We start from the raw sequence: 15,345 nt of genomic DNA on the forward strand, positions 1-15,345 counted from the left end.
CAGGGGGGATCTCAGAGGGAGTAGCGGGTCTCGGCCAGCCGGTACAGACGGCGCCACAGCAGCCGGTTCAGCCCGACGACGTACAGGCTCATCACCGCGACCCCGGCGATCAGGTGCGGGTAGTCGCCGCTCTCGGTGGCCTTCGCGATGTACGCGCCGAGGCCGGTGGCCGTGAGGGTGGTGCCGCCGAAGGTGACGACCTCGGAGACGATCGAGGCGTTCCAGGCGCCGCCGGAGGCGGTGATCCCGCCGGTGACGTACGACGGGAAGATCCCCGGGATGATCAGCCGCCGCCACCGCTGCCAGCCGCGCACGCCGATGTCGTCCATGGCCTCGCGCAGGTCGCTCGGGATGGCCATCGCGCCGGCGATGGTGTTGAACAGGATGTACCACTGCGCGCCGAGCGCCATCAGCAGCGTGCCGCCGATGTTGATGGACAGCCCGGTCCTCAGGAACACCCACACTGCGAGCGGGAAAAGGAAGTTGGCGGGAAAGGACGCCAGCACCTGCACCACCGGCTGGGCGATCCGGGTCAGCCGTGGCGAGAAGCCGATCTTCACGCCGATCGGTACCCAGACCACGGTGGCCAGCGCCACCAGCACCATCACGCGAGCGAGGGTGGCGAGGCCCAGCAGCAGCGGCTCGCCGAAGACGCCCAGGCCGGTGCGGTCGTGGAGGTAGTGGCCGAGGTTGAGCAGGCCCCACAGGATCAGTCCGCCGGCGACCACGGTGAAGACGATGTCGCCGGTGCGCTGCCGCGTGCTGTCGACGACGAGCGGACGGTCGTCGCGGCCGAAGACCCGTCCGGCCATGCTGAGTGCGCGGCCCAGCGGGCGCAGCACTCGGCCGAGCAGTTGCGGCCAGTGCGAGCGGCGCAGGAAGTCCAGGACGACGGACCGCTGGACCTCGCTCGCCTCGGACTGCTCGTTCTTGAACTTCTCCGCCCACGCCGTCAGCGGCCGCCAGAACAGGAAGTTCACGCCGATCACCATCACCGCCATGGTGAGGATGGCCCAGCCGACCTTGCCCAGATCGCCGTCGGTGATCGCGGCACCGGCGTACGAGCCGACACCGGGCAGCGCGTACCGCTGGTTGTCGACGCTGATCGCCTCCGAGGCGACCAGGAAGAACCAGCCGCCGCCGAAGCTCATCATGCCGTTCCAGACCAGGCCGATCATCCCGGCCGGCAGCTCCACCTTCCAGAACCGCATCCAGCGGGTGAAGCCGAACGACCGTGACAGCTCGTCGAGTTCACGGGGGAGGGAGGCGAGGGAGTAGTAGAAGCCGAACGTCATGTTCCACGCCTGAGAGGTGAAGATCGCGAAGATCGACGCGCACTCCAGGCCCAGCATCGAGCCGGGGAACAGGGCGATGAACCCGGTCACCGCGACCGTCAGGAAGCCCAGCACCGGCACGGACTGCAGGATGTCCAGGGCCGGGATGAGGATCCGCTCCAGCCTTCTGCTCTTGGCGGCGGCGTAGGCGTAGCCGAAGGTGAACACGATCGACAGCACCAGCGCGGCGAACATCCGCAGCAACGAGCGGGCCGCGTCGTACGGCAGCTGCGCCGGATCGGTGTCGACCTTCACGTTCTGGTGGGTGTTGAAGGCGACGGTGGTGCCGTGCCCCACGCGCAGCACCACATAGAGCATCACCAGCACGGCGGCGGCCACCGCCGCGTCCACCCAGGAGAACTGGGACAGCCGCCCGGGCAGCCTCGCCACCAGCGGCGTGCGCCCCGCCGACTCGGCGGGCTTGTTGTCCGTACGGATCGACATCACGAAGACCTCCGCCCACACTCTGGACACGACGGCATGCCCGGCCGTGGCCAACGCACCGACGGCAGGACAGGGGTCACCCAGGCAGCATGGGAAATACAGGTGAGGAAGAAGAGCCCGCCCGGGCGGCCACGGCCGCCTCGTCGAGACTCAAGGCCGTGCCCGGAGCGGGAAGCCGGTGCCAAGGCGCTCCGGCTGGTGAGAGTCGCCGGGGCCTTCGAGGCCGCGGCCGGTAAAAGTCAGCGAATGCCCTGGAGGCGCCGCGGACTGGGAGGGTCTGCACCCATGGCTGCCTCCGTTCCGTGATGTGGCTCCGCCCCGAACGCGCTCAGCACGCGCACAGGACCCGACACCAAGAGTGTGCCCGTTGTTGCGTCGGTACGCAAATAGCCCGGGACGGTCGCTGTCAGGCGGCGGGTTCGGCGTGGCGAAGGCCGCGAAACACGTCCGGTGTCGTCCAGCCGCGCAGCGCGGCGTGCATCGTCGGCCGGAACGCGGCTTCTGCCGCCGGGGCGTCGAGGGCCCCCGCCAGTTCGAGCGTCACGAGTCCGTGCAGGGTCACCCAGAGCGAGAGGGCGATCGATGTCGCCTCGCCGGCGAGGACCGCGCCTGTCATGCCCCGGTCGATCGCGGCGATGAGCGGCCCGATGGGGTCATGGCTGCCGACCGCGCCTGTCGGCTCGAAGGACTGCACCCCTCCGAACAGCACCGTGTACAGGTGGCTGTGTCCGCACGCCCAACGCCGATACGCGACGGCCAGTGCGTAGATGTCGGCGAGGGGATCCTCGGAGGCCGGCACGGCCGACAGGTCCTGGAACAGGCCGGTGACCGCACTGTCGCGTACCGCCTGGATCAGTCCGTCCTTGCCGCCGAACAGGGAGTACACCGCCGTCGTCGACGTCCCGGCGGCGGTGGCCAGGGACCGGAGCGTGACCGACTCCTGCGGACGGGTGGCAAGCATCTCGGTCGCGCAGGCCACCAGGCGCTCCTTGACGGTCTCGTCGTTCGTTCTGGGCCTGCCCATGACGAGAAGCCTACCTCCTTTGATAACGTCGTTTTGAAACATCGTTCCGAAACAACGTTCTGGAACCTGGGGGTTCACCGTGCCCACGTATGCCATACGCCCTGTCCGCTTCGCCGGACGCGTGCTGCTGGCGCTGACTGCCGTCGTGACACTGGCTGTTGTCTTTCTCGCGTCGCTCGTCCTGACCAACGGCGCCGACTCGGGACTCGCCGCATGGCTGGCGACCCTCGGCGCCGGTTCTGCCGCCGCACTGTGGCGAGGCCGCAGCCGCACCGGGGCGGCGCGGCTCGTGCCGTTCGTGCCCGTGATCCTCGCGGCGGCGCTGACAGCGTCGGTCTGCGTCCCGACCGCACCCACGGCCCGGCGGTATCCGCCCGGCCTGCCGTTCGTGGCCACGCAGCACTGGAGGCTGGACACCGGCAGCCGGGTCGCTGTGTACCACTACCCGCCCGCGAACCCCGGGACCCGGCACCGCATCCCGCTCGTGTACCTCAACGGCGGACCGGTCCGCGGCATCTCGGTGCTCGACCACCGGTTCCTGCAACTCCTGGCCCGTCAGGGCTACGACGTGTACGCCTACGAACAGGCCGGCGGCGGACGGAGCGACCTGCTCCCCATGGACCAGTACACGATCTCCCGATCGGTCCGTGACCTCGGCGCGTTCATCCACCACCTGGGCCAGGGCAAGGCCGACGTCCTCGGCTTCTCGTCGGGCGCGGTCGTGCTCACCCGAGCCCTGGCCGACCCCTCCGTCGCCGCGCATCTGCACCGGGCGGTCATCGCCGAACCCGGCCCGATGGACGGCCCGACGGCGAGGATCGGCGGGCACCGGGGGCGTCCGTCCGCGCGCGGCCTCGCACCGGCGATGGCCGGACCGCGATCGACCCACGTCCCCCGGTACGCCGTGGCCTTCGGCCTCATGCGACTCGGACTGCTCACCCCCGACACCGGACTGATCGGACAGGCCGAGGGCGACAACGCGTTCACCGCCGCCGACCTCGGCGGCGACACCGCGTCCGCCTACTGCGCGCGCGACGCGCACCGCATCCCCTCCGAAGACACGGCACAGAACTTCTCGTTCAGCCCCGCCGCCAGCCTCCGCATCCAGCAGACGGTGCAGGACGCGCCCTCCCTCGCACCGCGGCTGAGGCGTTCGAAGACGCCCGCCATGCTGATGATCGCCGAGTGTTCCTCGCAGGTCCGGCAATGGGAGACCGCCGTCCTCGCCGACGACCCCGCCATCGAGCGCGCGCAGTACATGCCCGGAGTCGGCCATCACCTGTGGAACGGTCTGGACGACAACAACGACCGAGCCGCCGCTGTCATCACCGCGTTCCTCCAAGCCGAGCCGGCACCTCTGCCGAACTACCCGACCCGCGACGAGATCCCCGCCTTCCTGCACGACCACAAGTGAGCCGCGCGGAAGGGGTCAGAGGAAGCTCACGCCCTGGGCGAGAGAGAGTTCGCTGGAGTAGTTGACGGTGTTGGTGGCCGAGCGCATGTAGGACTTCCAGGCGTCGGAGCCGGACTCGCGGCCGCCGCCGGTGTCCTTCTCGCCTCCGAAGGCGCCGCCGATCTCGGCTCCGGAGGTGCCGATGTTGACGTTGGCGATGCCGCAGTCGGAGCCGGCGGCGGACAGGAAGATCTCGGCTTCCTGCTGGTCGCGGGTGAAGATGCTGGACGACAGGCCCTGCGGGACGTCGTTGTGCAGGGCGATCGCCTCGTCGAGGGTGTCGTAGGTGAGGACGTACAGGATCGGCGCGAAGGTCTCCTCCCGTACGACGTCGGTCTGTTCGGCGACGCGGACGAGGACCGGCTCGGTGTAGGCCGCCGCGGGCGCCGCCTCGGCGAGGCGCCGGTTCCCGCCGGCCAGGATCTTGCCGCCCTGGGCCTGGACACGGGTGAGGGCGTGGTGCATGGCGTCCAGCGCCGTCGTGGAGATGAGCGGGCCGACGAGCGTGGTGTCGTCGAACGGGTTGCCGATGGGGAGTTTGGTGTACGCGCCGGTCAGCCGCTCGATGAGGGGGTCGGCGATGTCGCGGTGGACGATCAGGCGGCGCAGTGTCGTACAGCGCTGGCCCGCGGTGCCGGCCGCGGCGAAGACGATGGCCGGGACCGCGAGGTCCAGGTCGGCGGACGGGGCGACGATCGCGGCGTTGTTGCCGCCGAGCTCCAGCAGGCTGCGGCCGAAGCGGGCGGCGACGCGCGGGCCGACCTCGCGGCCCATACGGGTCGAGCCGGTGGCGCTGACGAGGGCGACACGGGGGTCGTCGACCAGTTGCCCGCCCACCGCCCGGTCACCGAGGAGCAGGCGGTGCACGTCACGGGGCGCGCCGACATCCTCGGCGGCACGGGCGAGCAGGTGGTCGCAGGCCAGGGAGATCAGCGGCGTGAACTCCGAGGGCTTCCAGACCACGGTGTCGCCGCAGACCAGGGCGACGGCGGTGTTCCAGGACCATACGGCGGCGGGGAAGTTGAAGGCGGAGATGACGCCGACCACGCCGAGCGGATGCCAGGTCTCGGCCAGGCGGTGGCCGGGGCGTTCGGAGGCGATCGTACGGCCGTACAACTGCCGGGACAGGCCGACCGCGAAGTCGCAGATGTCGATCATCTCCTGGATCTCGCCGAGCGCCTCGGAGCGGATCTTGCCCGCCTCGATGGTGACGAGGTCGGCCAGATCGCCCTTGTGTACGCGCAGCAACTCGCCCAGGCGGCGTACGAGTTCACCACGGCACGGTGCGGGTGTGGTGCGCCAGATGAGGAACGCGGTTCGGGTGGTGGCGATGGCCTCTTCGGTGTCGGCGCCGGTGGCTGCCCGCAGCCCGAAGAGGTGCTCGCCGGTGAGGGGCGTACGGGCGTGGAGGGCGTCGCCCTCGGGCACGTCGACGCCGATGTTCCGGAGGGACGTACGGGCGCGGGCGCGCAGTTCGTCCGTGGTGGGCAGTGGGGTGCTGGTCATGGCCGTCCTTGAAGGGGTGAGGGAGTGCCGGTCAGGTCGAGCGCGCGGGCGACCTCCGCGAGCGAGCGGTTCTGCTGCCGTTCGTAGAGGGCGAAGGGGTCCAGGACGTCGCGGCCGATGGCGCCGGAGAGCCAGGCGGCGTCGTACGCGATGCCCTGCCGGCCGGTGTCGCGGATGCCCTCGCCGCTGAGGTTGGACTGGAAGATGCCGGCGGCGGAGCGGGGCAGGAAGTCCTCGTAGACGATGGGCTCGGCCCGCACCCAGCCCTGCCGGACCAGTGCGCCGAGATCGGCGGGCGGGCGGCTGCCGTCGCGCGTCCGGTCGGGGCTGACTCGGTAGGTGAAGTAGGCCAGTGCCTCGGCGGCGAGTTCCAGTTCGCTGCCGGGCATGTGCCGCTCCCACACGGCGCGTGCGATGTCACCGCGCGGCTCCGAGGGGTGCTGCGAGGCCTGCTCGTCCACGCGGCCGAGGAGGTCGTCGTACAGGGCGCGGCCCTCGCGGGTGAGGGCGATGCCGCGGGCTTCGACCTCGCCGAAGCGGACCCGCAGGGCGCCGCTGACCACGCTGCCGTCCGGGGTGCGCATCGCTCGGGTCTCGGCCAGGGCCCGGAAGGAGGTCTGCCGCAGCAGGACGTCGGGGCCCTTCCAGGCCGGTGGGCCCTGGATGGTGTCGATCATCTCGATGCCGCGCTCGGTCATCCGCCGGTACAGCTCGTCGATGTCCAGGACACGCGGGGTGAGGTGGTTGATGTGGGTGCTGTGCACGCCGCCGATGTCCGCGGCTACGGCGGAGATCCGCTCCAGCGTCTCGTACCAGGCCTTGTCGACCGGCTCGGCGGACAGTTCGAAGGCCGCCACGGCGAGCTGCAGAAACCGCTCGGCCTGCGGCTCGGGCAGTTCCCGCTCGGCGGCGGCCTGGTCGGCCAGCGCCAGCAGCTCGGGCGGGAAGAGTTCGCGAGCCGCGAGGAAGGTCTCCAGACGTGCGCGCAGGTCGGCGTCGAAGAATCGGGGGTCGGCCGGCGTGAGCATCGAGGTGAACACCCGGAAGGGGTTGCGCGCCAGTTCCTCGCCGTCGACCGGCCGGAAGGCGGTGGAGACGACGGGCACGGTGCTGGCAGCGGCCTCCCGCAGGTCGTAGAAGCCGACCGGACACATGCCGAGAGCGCCGAAGACACGGGCGACCTGCCGCAGTTCGCGCGGTGTGCCGACGCGGATGGCCCCGTGCCGCTCGGCGGTCACCCTGCCGATGGACCCCAGACGCTCGGCGTCGGCCCCCCGCGCGCGCAGGACGTCCTCGTTGACCTCGCGCGAGACGTCCACGAGCGTGGTGTAGGCGGGCACCTCCCGCCCGTACATCCGCGACAGCCGCTCCGCGAAGGCGGCTCGCAGCCGCCACTGACTGATCATGGCCATGGTTCGGCCTTTCGGTCGGGGTCACACGAGGTGAGCCATGGGTAGTCAGACGACGTGGGCTTCGGGGCGGGCGCCGGCGCCGGGACGGAACCGGTCGGCGCTGAGCGGGGAGATGTCGGTGAACGGCTTCCGCTCCAGGTACAGGTCGCGTACGACTTCGCCGACCGCGGGCGCCTGCAGGAATCCGTGCCCCGAAAACCCGGCGGCATAAAGGAAGTTGGGCAGCTCGCCGGAGCGGCCGATGAGCGCGTTGTGGTCCGGTGTGACCTCGTACAGGCCCGCCCAGCCGTCGCAGGTCCGCATCTCGGCAAGGGCCGGGGCGCGGCGGCGGGCGATGGCGCGGAACAGTTCCAGCCACTCCGGGGTCCAGGTCGTGTCGAAGCCGTCCTGCTGGCCGGGGTCGGCCAGCCCGAACAGCAGGCCGTCGTCGCTGTTGTGGAAGTACGCGGTCGAGGAGAAGTCGATCGTGAACGGGATGCGCGGGGCGGGCGGTGCGAGCGGCACGGTGAAGGACAGCTGCCGTTTCACCGGCCGGACGGGAAGGCCGACGCCGGCCATGGCGCCGATGTGCGCCGACCACGCCCCCGCCGTGCAGATGACGGTGGAGCACGCGATACGGCCGTGGCTGGTGTGTACACCGACCACGCGGTCTCCGGCCGTGTCGAGGCCCAGGACCGCGGTGTGGGTGGCGAGGGTGACGCCGGCCCGGGCCGCGGCCCGCGCATACCCCTGGACGACCAGGGCCGGGCGGGCATGCCCGTCGGTGGGGGAGTACGCGGCGGCCACGAGCCCGTCGGTGCTGACGTACGGACACAAGCGCCGGGCCTCGTCGGGGCCGATCATGCGGCTCGGCACGTCGAGGCTGTTCTGGAGCTTGACCCCGGCCTCGAAGGCGGTCGCCTGCTGTTCGCTGTCGAGGAGGAAGAGATAGCCGACGGTGTCCAGCCCGATGCCGGCGCCGGGTCGGCGGGGGAAGTCCCGGTAGGCACGCAGGCTGCGGCTGCCCAGCTCGATGTTGAGCGGATCGGAGAACTGGGCGCGGACACCGCCGATCGGCTTGCCCGAACTGCCGCAGCCGAGGTCGCCGCGCTCCACGACGACGACCTTCGTCACGCCGGCCTCGGCGAGGTGGAAGGCGGTGCTCGCACCCATGACGCCACCACCGATGATCACCACATCGGCGGAAGCCGGAACGGTGCGGAAGACGGAGGAGGACAACGGGCCACTCCCTTCCGGAGGCCACCGCGCCGGACGGTGCCGTGTCCGGGCGGCGGGGCTGTCAGTGACAGAGTGATGCCGATCACCAGTCTCCGCGTCATCGTGCAGCAAGCCGACCATCGACGTCCATCGACGATGCATGCCATTGATCTTTTAGGTCCCAATTTGGACCGGACTAGTCCGCAGCTGCGCTCACTGGTGGAACTGACCAGGCGTGGCACCATCACCGCGGTCGCGGAAGCCCTGGGATAACACCGGGCGGGGTCTCGCAGCAGATCGCCGCATCTGGAGAAGGCCACCGGGATGGAGCTGCTGGGGCGGGTGGGACGCCGCGTGGAACTCACCGACCCCGGGGCCACCCTGGCCCTCCACGCCGAGCGCATCCTCACCACGGAAGCCGAGGCAGTCGAAGCGCTGGAGCGCACACGCGACGAGATATCCGGAACGCTGCGGATCGGGCTCTTCGCCACGGCCGCCGCCGAGATCCTGCCGCCGGCTCTGCGCCAGGTACGCGAGCGGCATCCCGGCGTGACCGTGCGCAGCCGGGACATGGATGTGGACGAGGTGTACGACGCGGTCGCCGGCGGCACCGTGGACCTGGCCCTGGGCCTGGACTACCCGGACGTGCCGATCCCGCGCGATCCGTCCCTGCGGGAGACCGAGCTGTCCAGGGAACGCTTCTCGCTCGCGCTGCCCGCCGGAGCCATGCCCGGCCGGAAGAAGGTCTCGCTCGCCGACGCCGGCGGACTGGGCTGGATCCTGCCGTCGGCCGGCAGCTACTACGGCCGCGCCGTGCTCACCGCCTGCCGCCGAGCCGGATTCGAACCGCAGGTGCTGCACGAGGTGACGGACACGGCCGCCACCCTGGCCCTGGTCGAGGCCGGCGTCGGGGTCAGCGAGGTGACCGACCTGATGCTCCGGCTGCGCCCGTCCTGCTTCGACGTCCTGGAACTGCGGGAGACCACGGAGCGTCACATCGTGGTGGTCTGCCCCTCCTTCGCCGAACACCGGCCGACGGTGGCGGCCCTGGCCGATGTCCTGGCCCGGACCGCCCGCGAAGGACACCCGCCGTCGCGCACGGCGGCCGCGCCGTCGAAGACGCTGATGCAGGCAGTGCCGTCCGGCCCCGGGGTGACCGGCGCCCCGTTGTTCTCGTAGCCACAGCTTCTCGGCCACGAGGCTGTCACCCCCGCGGAGCGGCCTGCGGGTGGACTCGTGTCCCGGGGCGAACGTACGAGGAAGTCCGCTGGCAGCGGGTGCTCCGGCTCCTCAGGACGTAGCTCTGGCGAGAGCTGCCAGGGTTTCGAAGTCCCAGGTGAGCGCGCCGGAACGGAGGTCGGATGTGACCGCGTCGAGCCAGTTGAGCTCCGCGATCAGTACGGCGCGGCGGTACTCGTCCTCCAGCATGGTGACCCGGGGCAGCGCGAGTTGGCGGGCGCCCTCGGCGGCAGCCTCCAACTCGCCCAGCCGGGCGCGTACTTGTGCGGCACGAGCGGACAGATCGACCGCAACCTCCTGTGGCAGCAGCATCATGGTGAAGGAGAGCGCGGCGGGGAATTCCGGGTAGTCCGCCCGCGGCGCCACCAGCATCTCCCGCAGCCACTCGCGCGTTGCCGTACGGCCCGCGTCCGTCACCTCGTAGACCGTGCGTTCCGGGTACTGCTGATCCCGGCTGGTCTCGCGCACGGCGATCAGCCCCGCCTCCAGCAGCCGGTCGATGGTCCGGTACAGGCTCGCCCGCTGGCTGACGTTGACGACCTGGTCCTTCCCCCACTGCTTGATCAGCCGCTGGATGCCGTACGGGTGCAGCGGCTGCAGGTGCAGGAGCGAGAGAACGGTGAGGCCGAGAGGGGAGCTGCGCATGCCGGGAGCCTACCGGAGCCACTCTCAAAGCAACTAGTTGACGAGATACTAGTTTCACTGCAACTATCCACACATGATGACAGCGACTCCGCTCGAGTCCGCCGAGCGCATCCATGCGGACCACGCCACCGTGAAGCACCTGGGTCACTGGACCGAGGCCACCGAGTTCGACGTACGAGCCCGCCGCGCCACCGTCGTGCTGGACCTCCGCTCACCGCGGATCGGCTGGGGCGAACCGGTCAGCGTGCGGCTGGAGCTCCTCTCCGCCGCGGTCACCTTGCTGTTGCCCGAAGACGTCGCCGTGGACAGCTGGGACCTCGCCTTCACCCGCCGTGGACGGGTGAAGGACGCCCAGCCCGGTACCGGTCCGGCGCTGCTGCGGCTGGCCGGAGTGGTCACCGACGGCGAGATCCGCATCCGTCGCGGCGGCACCGCCCAGCTCACCGCCATGTGCTCCCGCGCCTACCTGGACGACCTGCGCCGCGCCCACCGCGAGGGCGGCCTGCCCGTCGTGGACGACCCGACCCGTGAGAGGACCCACTGACATGTCCGGCACCCGCACCGCCATCGTCGTGGGCGGCGGCATCGCCGGCCCCGTCGCAGCCCTCGCGCTGCGCCGGGCCGGGATCGAAGCCACCGTGCACGAGTCCTATGCGACGACCGCCGACGGTATAGGCGGCGGCCTGGGTATCGCGCCCAACGGCCGTGCCGCACTCGGTCTGGTCGGACTCGACCGGGTCGGCGCCCCGATGAACGCCATCGTGCTGCAGAACCACAAGGGCAGGACCATCACCGAGATCCGCCAGCCCATGCAGTTCAGCTGGCGCGCCGATCTGTACCGACGGCTCTACGACCTGACTCTGAGCCAGGGCGTCGAGGTGCACCACGGCCATCAGCTGGTCGACGTCCGCGAGAGCGACACCGGCATCCGGGCCGTCTTCGCCGACGGCACCGCCAGCGAGGAGGCCGACGCGCTGATCGGTGCCGACGGCCTGCGCTCCACCGTGCGCAGGCTGATCGACCCCCAGGCGCCCCAGCCGCGCTACTCAGGGCTGCTGGGCTTCGGCGCCCAGGTCCACGGCGCCGGACTGCCGCCCACCGGCGACCGTATGTACATGGCCTTCGGCCGCCGGGCGTTCTTCGGCTACCAGTCGTTCGACGACGGCACCGGCGTCTGGTTCGCCAACCTTCCCCACTCCTACCTGACATGGCAGCAGGTGCGGCAGACCTCGAACGAGGAGTGGCTGCGCCGGCTGGGCGAGGCCTTCGCCGGGGACGGCGTCCCCGCCCTGGAGCTGCTGCGGCGCACCTCGCCCGACGACCTGATCACCGCCGGTCCCATGCAGGATCTCCCGCACGTCCCGCACTGGCACCGCGGCCGCATGGTGCTGGTCGGCGACTCCGCCCACGCCACCTCGCCCAGCTCCGGCCAGGGCGTCTCGCTCGCCGCGGAGAGCGCTGTGGAACTCGCCCGGGCGCTCCGGGACCTGCCGCACGACCAGGCGTTCGCCGCCTATGAGCGTGCCCGCCGCGCCCGGGTCGAGCGAGTGATCGCCCAGGGCGCCCGCAGCAACAGCGGCAAGGCCGCCGGGCCGGTGGGCCGGGTGGTCCGGGACGCTCTCCTGCCGCTGTTCGCCCGCCTCGCCACCCCCGAGAAGATGGCATGGCAGTACGACCACCGGATCCGCTGGGAGGACCCCGTCGCCGCCTGAGTGCGGGACGGAATCCCGTGGACGCGCCGCTTGACGTCGTTGTGCCCGCGAGCGCGGTGCGGGGCGGGCTTCCCCATGCTGAAGTCAAGCCGGCGCAGTGACGGGAGGTGTCACTTGGTAGCAGCGTCGGTCACGGATCAGGGCCCACAGAACGTTCACGCGCCGGCGGGCGAGAGCGAGCACGGCCTGGACATGGCGTTTGCCCTCGGCACACCGTCTCGCCTGCGACGGCGGTGTGCTGCCGCTCGGCGGCCTCGACGGCTTTGACGGTTTTGACGGCGAGAGCCTCGGGGTTGCGAGCCTTCCGGTTGCGCAGCCAGGCAGTGGACCAGTTCCTGGCCGTGATTGACGGGCGATCAGCGGGCCGGGGCCGCCGCCCGCCATGTCCAAGGCCCAGGTGACCTCTCTGCCGTCTGCGAGGTCCAGGACATCTCCGATCAGCTTCAGCAGGTCGGGCTCGTCGTTGGCCACCCGTCGGGACAGCCGTGCGTTGCCCTCGTCGTCCAGGACCAGGCACTGGTGGTGGGTTGTGCCGCAGTCGGTCCCGGCCCATATCCGGCTCAGAGTGCTCCAGCTCGTCGTGCGTGCAGTACGTACCACGGACGGCGTCGCCGGCATTGTTCTACACAGCGACCTGTTCGCATTTCCCGATCGGCGGCCGAGCCGTCGTGGGGAGCCGGGCGGCCAAGCCTACCGAGCCACAGCTGGCAGCCGCATGAAAGCCACACCCAGCCCCCTGGTGCCACAACCCTACGAATGGCTGGGGCGGACCCAGGAAGAAGGGTAGAGCCGCACGACCGGGGGACCCGTTCCCGACGAAGCAGCCTAGGCCGCGGCGTCCGCGATGACCGTGGTGACGACCTTCTCGACCTCGCCGGTCGCCGGTGGAGTGTCTTCCCGTCCGGCGAACAGGAGATGGGCGGCGCCGATCAACGTGGGTGCGAGCGCCTCGATGTCGGCGTCGGCTGCGACCCGCCCCCGTTCGCGCTCGACGGCGAGGTAGGAGCGGATCATGTCGGTGGCTTCCCGCAGCACCGGAATGCCGCCACCTGTGACCTCGCGCAGTCTGGTGCGTACGGCGTCGCGGGAGACGACGAGACCGACGATCTTCAGGGCGATCGATTCGAACAGGCCGGTCAGCGTGTGGGTCAGGTTGTCGACGACCCTGCCGGTGCCGGCGGACTCGCGCAGCGCGATGGCCTGAGCCTCGATCCGGCCGATGCGGTCCAGGACGAACTGGACGAGGAAGTCGTCGAAGTCCGCGAAGTGCCGGTGCAGCAGGCCCTTGGCGACCCCCGCCTCGGTGGTGACCGCCCGGCTGGTCAACGCGTTCGCCCCGTCCCGGAGCAGCACGCGCTCCGCGGCGGCGAACAGTTGCTCACGCGCGTCGCGCAGAGCGATCCCTGTCGGCACTGCACACCTCACCCTTCTCGAATCGCGCTCACCCGTTGTCGAGTGGGCATGCGCCCACTTATAGTGGGCGCATGCCCACTTTACCTTCGGCGCATCACGGGCGCCTTACCGAGCACGAGGCACACACGCAGCGGAGTGTGGCGGAGTCGTACGGCACGGATGCCGAGCGGTACGACCGGACCCGGCCCCGCTACCCCGACGCCCTGGTGGAGCGCATCATCGCCGCCGGCCGCGGCCGCGACATCCTCGACGTGGGCGCGGGCACCGGTATCGCCGGACTGGCCTTCCAAAGCGCTGGTTGCACGGTGCTGGGGGTCGAGCCCGACCCACGGATGGCGGATTTCGCGCGCCACAAGGGACTTGAGGTCGAGGTCGCCAGGTTCGAGGACTGGGACCCGGCCGGCCGGATCTTCGACACGCTGATCGCCGGGACGGCCTGGCACTGGATCGACCCGGTGGCCGGCGCCGCCAAGGCGGCCCGCACGCTCCGGCCCGGCGCTCGACTGGCCCTGTTCTGGAACGCGTTCCGGCCCGCCCGCGAGGTGGCCGAGGCGTTCGGCGCCGTCTACGCCCGGGTGCTGCCCGACTCGCCGATCTACCAGCGCGCGATGGCCGGCCCGCAGAGCAGCGTGGGCGTGCTCGCCAGGGCGTCCGGAGGGCTCGCACAGTCAGGCGCGTTCGGCGAACCCGAGCAGTGGCACTTCGACTGGGACCGTCACTACACCCGTGAGGAGTGGCTGGACCAAGTGCCGACCTTCGGCGGCCACGGCCGGCTCCCCTCGGCCGAACTGGATGCCCTCCTCGCCGGCCTCGGAGACGCCATCGACGCGATTGGCGGCAGCTTCACCATGCACTACACCGCGCTGGTGCTGACCAGCGTGCGCACCTCGTGAAAGGTCCCCGTGCCGACCAGAGTGTTCCCATGTGGCGGAGAGGGCAGGATTTGAACCTGCGTGGGCCTGGTGGACCCGACCACGAGGCGTGCTCGCTGGTCCCCGATCCACCACTCCGGGCACCTCACCTCGTTCCCGGCCCCGGTCGGTGTCCGGTGCCGTTCACGTGAATCAGATTGGCAGAGCCTGCTGACGGGGGACTGACGTACCGCTGAGGGGATCTGTGGGGTCTGGCGAGCGGGTCGGCGATCTGACCAAGCTCGGTGTCAACCGCACTCGGACCGTACCGAGAGGAGAGGACCCTGCATGGATGGGGATGTCGACGCCCTGCTGGCAGAGCAGAGGGACTACTACAGGGCGGCCGCGGCCGAATACGACCGGCCCTATGAGCGGGTCGAAGAACTGCGGGACTTGCTGGCTTTCGTCGATGAACTCCCGGTCATCGGCGATGTGTTGGAGTTGGCCTGCGGAACGGGCCAGTGGACGGCCAGGCTCGCGGAGCGGGCGCGGTCGGTGACGGCTGTCGATGCGGCGGCCGAGGTCCTGGCGCTGGCCCGGGTGCGCACCGAGTCGCCCACGGTCCGCTTCCTAGAGGCCGACCTCTTCGAATGGCAGCCGCCGCGCCGCTACGACACCGTGTTCTTCGCCTTCTGGCTCTCCCATGTCCCGCCGTCGCGGTTCGCCGACTTCTGGAGCACCGTCGCCGCCGCGCTCGCGCCGGGCGGCAAAGCGATCTTCATCGACGACGGCCCCGCCGCTGTCGCTGCCACTGAGGAGGAAGTCCTGGCGAACCTGCCCGTCCCGGCGGCGCTGCGTCGGCTGGACGACGGCAGTCAGTACCGCATCGTGAAGGTGTTCCACGATGTCCGGACGCTCACGGACGACCTCACCGCGCTGGGGTGGTCGGTTCGTATCCGGCCCGTGGCCTGGAATTTCATCGGCATCGCGGAGCCGCCGACGGCCGTCGGCTGAGCGACGGCGGGACTCGAGCGGAGCGTATCGCACGCAGCCTGGGGCGCCTTACTAGAATTCCCGTAACGGTGCCGCCGCTGACCAGGCGGTTCCCGGTGCCG

General features: G+C 70.7%; 13 protein-coding genes and 2 pseudogenes. 6 read left to right on the top strand and 9 right to left on the bottom strand.

Features of this window, described 5'->3' with window-relative positions:
• Positions 1-11: 11 nt before the first annotated feature.
• Together M878_RS89365 and M878_RS89370 are read right to left on the bottom strand one after the other, a co-directional pair.
• Positions 12-1,778, bottom strand: coding sequence for an ABC transporter permease subunit (locus M878_RS89365; protein WP_051430350.1), 1,767 nt, complete (start codon positions 1,776-1,778; stop codon positions 12-14).
• A gap of 406 nt (positions 1,779-2,184) precedes the next feature.
• Positions 2,185-2,802, bottom strand: a complete 618-nt coding sequence (locus M878_RS89370; protein WP_023553423.1) for a TetR/AcrR family transcriptional regulator — start codon at positions 2,800-2,802, stop codon at positions 2,185-2,187.
• 79 nt (positions 2,803-2,881) lie between these two features.
• Between M878_RS89370 and M878_RS89375 the strand changes: the two genes are divergently transcribed.
• A complete protein-coding gene (locus M878_RS89375) occupies positions 2,882-4,216 on the top strand; it encodes an alpha/beta fold hydrolase (RefSeq protein ID WP_031227216.1) in 1,335 nt (444 codons plus the stop codon).
• A gap of 15 nt (positions 4,217-4,231) precedes the next feature.
• Here M878_RS89375 and amaB read toward each other — a convergent pair whose 3' ends face one another.
• The 3 genes from amaB to M878_RS89390 are packed head-to-tail and all read right to left on the bottom strand — an operon-like array spanning position 4,232 to position 8,391.
• Entirely contained in the window at positions 4,232-5,761 is a 1,530-nt protein-coding gene (gene amaB / locus M878_RS89380) for an L-piperidine-6-carboxylate dehydrogenase (protein ID WP_023553425.1), read from the bottom strand.
• Positions 5,758-7,167, bottom strand: coding sequence for a 2-oxoadipate dioxygenase/decarboxylase (hglS, locus tag M878_RS89385; RefSeq protein WP_031227217.1), 1,410 nt, complete (start codon positions 7,165-7,167; stop codon positions 5,758-5,760). The genes amaB and hglS overlap by 4 nt, the downstream gene beginning before the upstream one ends.
• A gap of 51 nt (positions 7,168-7,218) precedes the next feature.
• Positions 7,219-8,391 carry an NAD(P)/FAD-dependent oxidoreductase gene (locus M878_RS89390; protein WP_023553427.1) on the bottom strand — a complete coding sequence of 391 codons (1,173 nt, stop codon included), beginning with the start codon at positions 8,389-8,391 and terminating at the stop codon, positions 7,219-7,221.
• Between the two features lie 303 nt (positions 8,392-8,694).
• Here M878_RS89390 and M878_RS89395 point away from each other — a divergent pair, with 303 nt between their 5' ends.
• Positions 8,695-9,549, top strand: coding sequence for a LysR substrate-binding domain-containing protein (locus tag M878_RS89395; protein WP_023553428.1), 855 nt, complete (start codon positions 8,695-8,697; stop codon positions 9,547-9,549).
• 111 nt (positions 9,550-9,660) lie between these two features.
• On the opposite strand, the gene M878_RS89400 is transcribed toward M878_RS89395, so the two are convergent.
• Positions 9,661-10,254 carry a PadR family transcriptional regulator gene (locus tag M878_RS89400; protein ID WP_023553429.1) on the bottom strand — a complete coding sequence of 198 codons (594 nt, stop codon included), beginning with the start codon at positions 10,252-10,254 and terminating at the stop codon, positions 9,661-9,663.
• 73 nt (positions 10,255-10,327) lie between these two features.
• Between M878_RS89400 and M878_RS89405 the strand changes: the two genes are divergently transcribed.
• Positions 10,328-10,798: a hypothetical protein gene (locus M878_RS89405; RefSeq protein WP_023553430.1), complete on the top strand. Its 471-nt coding sequence runs from the start codon at positions 10,328-10,330 to the stop codon at positions 10,796-10,798.
• A gap of 1 nt (position 10,799) precedes the next feature.
• Positions 10,800-11,966, top strand: coding sequence for an FAD-dependent oxidoreductase (locus M878_RS89410; protein ID WP_023553431.1), 1,167 nt, complete (start codon positions 10,800-10,802; stop codon positions 11,964-11,966).
• Positions 11,967-12,050: 84 nt separating this feature from the next.
• Here the strand turns inward: M878_RS89410 and M878_RS000000100765 are convergent.
• The 3 genes and pseudogenes from M878_RS000000100765 to M878_RS89415 all read right to left on the bottom strand — a co-directional run.
• Positions 12,051-12,185: pseudogene (locus tag M878_RS000000100765) on the bottom strand (IS110 family transposase); the annotation flags it as partial.
• 104 nt (positions 12,186-12,289) lie between these two features.
• Positions 12,290-12,530 (bottom strand): annotated as a pseudogene (locus M878_RS000000100770) (IS110 family transposase); the annotation flags it as partial.
• Between the two features lie 261 nt (positions 12,531-12,791).
• A complete protein-coding gene (locus M878_RS89415; RefSeq protein ID WP_023553432.1) occupies positions 12,792-13,379 on the bottom strand; it encodes a TetR/AcrR family transcriptional regulator in 588 nt (195 codons plus the stop codon).
• 71 nt (positions 13,380-13,450) lie between these two features.
• Between M878_RS89415 and M878_RS89420 the strand changes: the two genes are divergently transcribed.
• Positions 13,451-14,272 carry a class I SAM-dependent methyltransferase gene (locus M878_RS89420; protein WP_031227219.1) on the top strand — a complete coding sequence of 274 codons (822 nt, stop codon included), beginning with the start codon at positions 13,451-13,453 and terminating at the stop codon, positions 14,270-14,272.
• A gap of 306 nt (positions 14,273-14,578) precedes the next feature.
• Positions 14,579-15,244: a class I SAM-dependent methyltransferase gene (locus tag M878_RS89425; RefSeq protein ID WP_023553434.1), complete on the top strand. Its 666-nt coding sequence runs from the start codon at positions 14,579-14,581 to the stop codon at positions 15,242-15,244.
• Positions 15,245-15,345: the final 101 nt, after the last annotated feature.

Source organism: Streptomyces roseochromogenus subsp. oscitans DS 12.976 (assembly GCF_000497445.1).
Lineage (GTDB): Bacteria > Actinomycetota > Actinomycetes > Streptomycetales > Streptomycetaceae > Streptomyces > Streptomyces oscitans.

Coding starts and splice junctions, on each gene's coding strand:
- amaB (WP_023553425.1), bottom strand. CDS start 5,761: ATGACCAGCACCCCACTGCCCACCACGGACGAACTGCGCGCCCGCGCC.
- M878_RS89420 (WP_031227219.1), top strand. CDS start 13,451: ATGCCCACTTTACCTTCGGCGCATCACGGGCGCCTTACCGAGCACGAG.
- M878_RS89405 (WP_023553430.1), top strand. CDS start 10,328: ATGATGACAGCGACTCCGCTCGAGTCCGCCGAGCGCATCCATGCGGAC.
- hglS (WP_031227217.1), bottom strand. CDS start 7,167: ATGATCAGTCAGTGGCGGCTGCGAGCCGCCTTCGCGGAGCGGCTGTCG.
- M878_RS89370 (WP_023553423.1), bottom strand. CDS start 2,802: ATGGGCAGGCCCAGAACGAACGACGAGACCGTCAAGGAGCGCCTGGTG.
- M878_RS89365 (WP_051430350.1), bottom strand. CDS start 1,778: ATGTCGATCCGTACGGACAACAAGCCCGCCGAGTCGGCGGGGCGCACG.
- M878_RS89395 (WP_023553428.1), top strand. CDS start 8,695: ATGGAGCTGCTGGGGCGGGTGGGACGCCGCGTGGAACTCACCGACCCC.
- M878_RS89410 (WP_023553431.1), top strand. CDS start 10,800: ATGTCCGGCACCCGCACCGCCATCGTCGTGGGCGGCGGCATCGCCGGC.
- M878_RS89400 (WP_023553429.1), bottom strand. CDS start 10,254: ATGCGCAGCTCCCCTCTCGGCCTCACCGTTCTCTCGCTCCTGCACCTG.
- M878_RS89425 (WP_023553434.1), top strand. CDS start 14,579: ATGGATGGGGATGTCGACGCCCTGCTGGCAGAGCAGAGGGACTACTAC.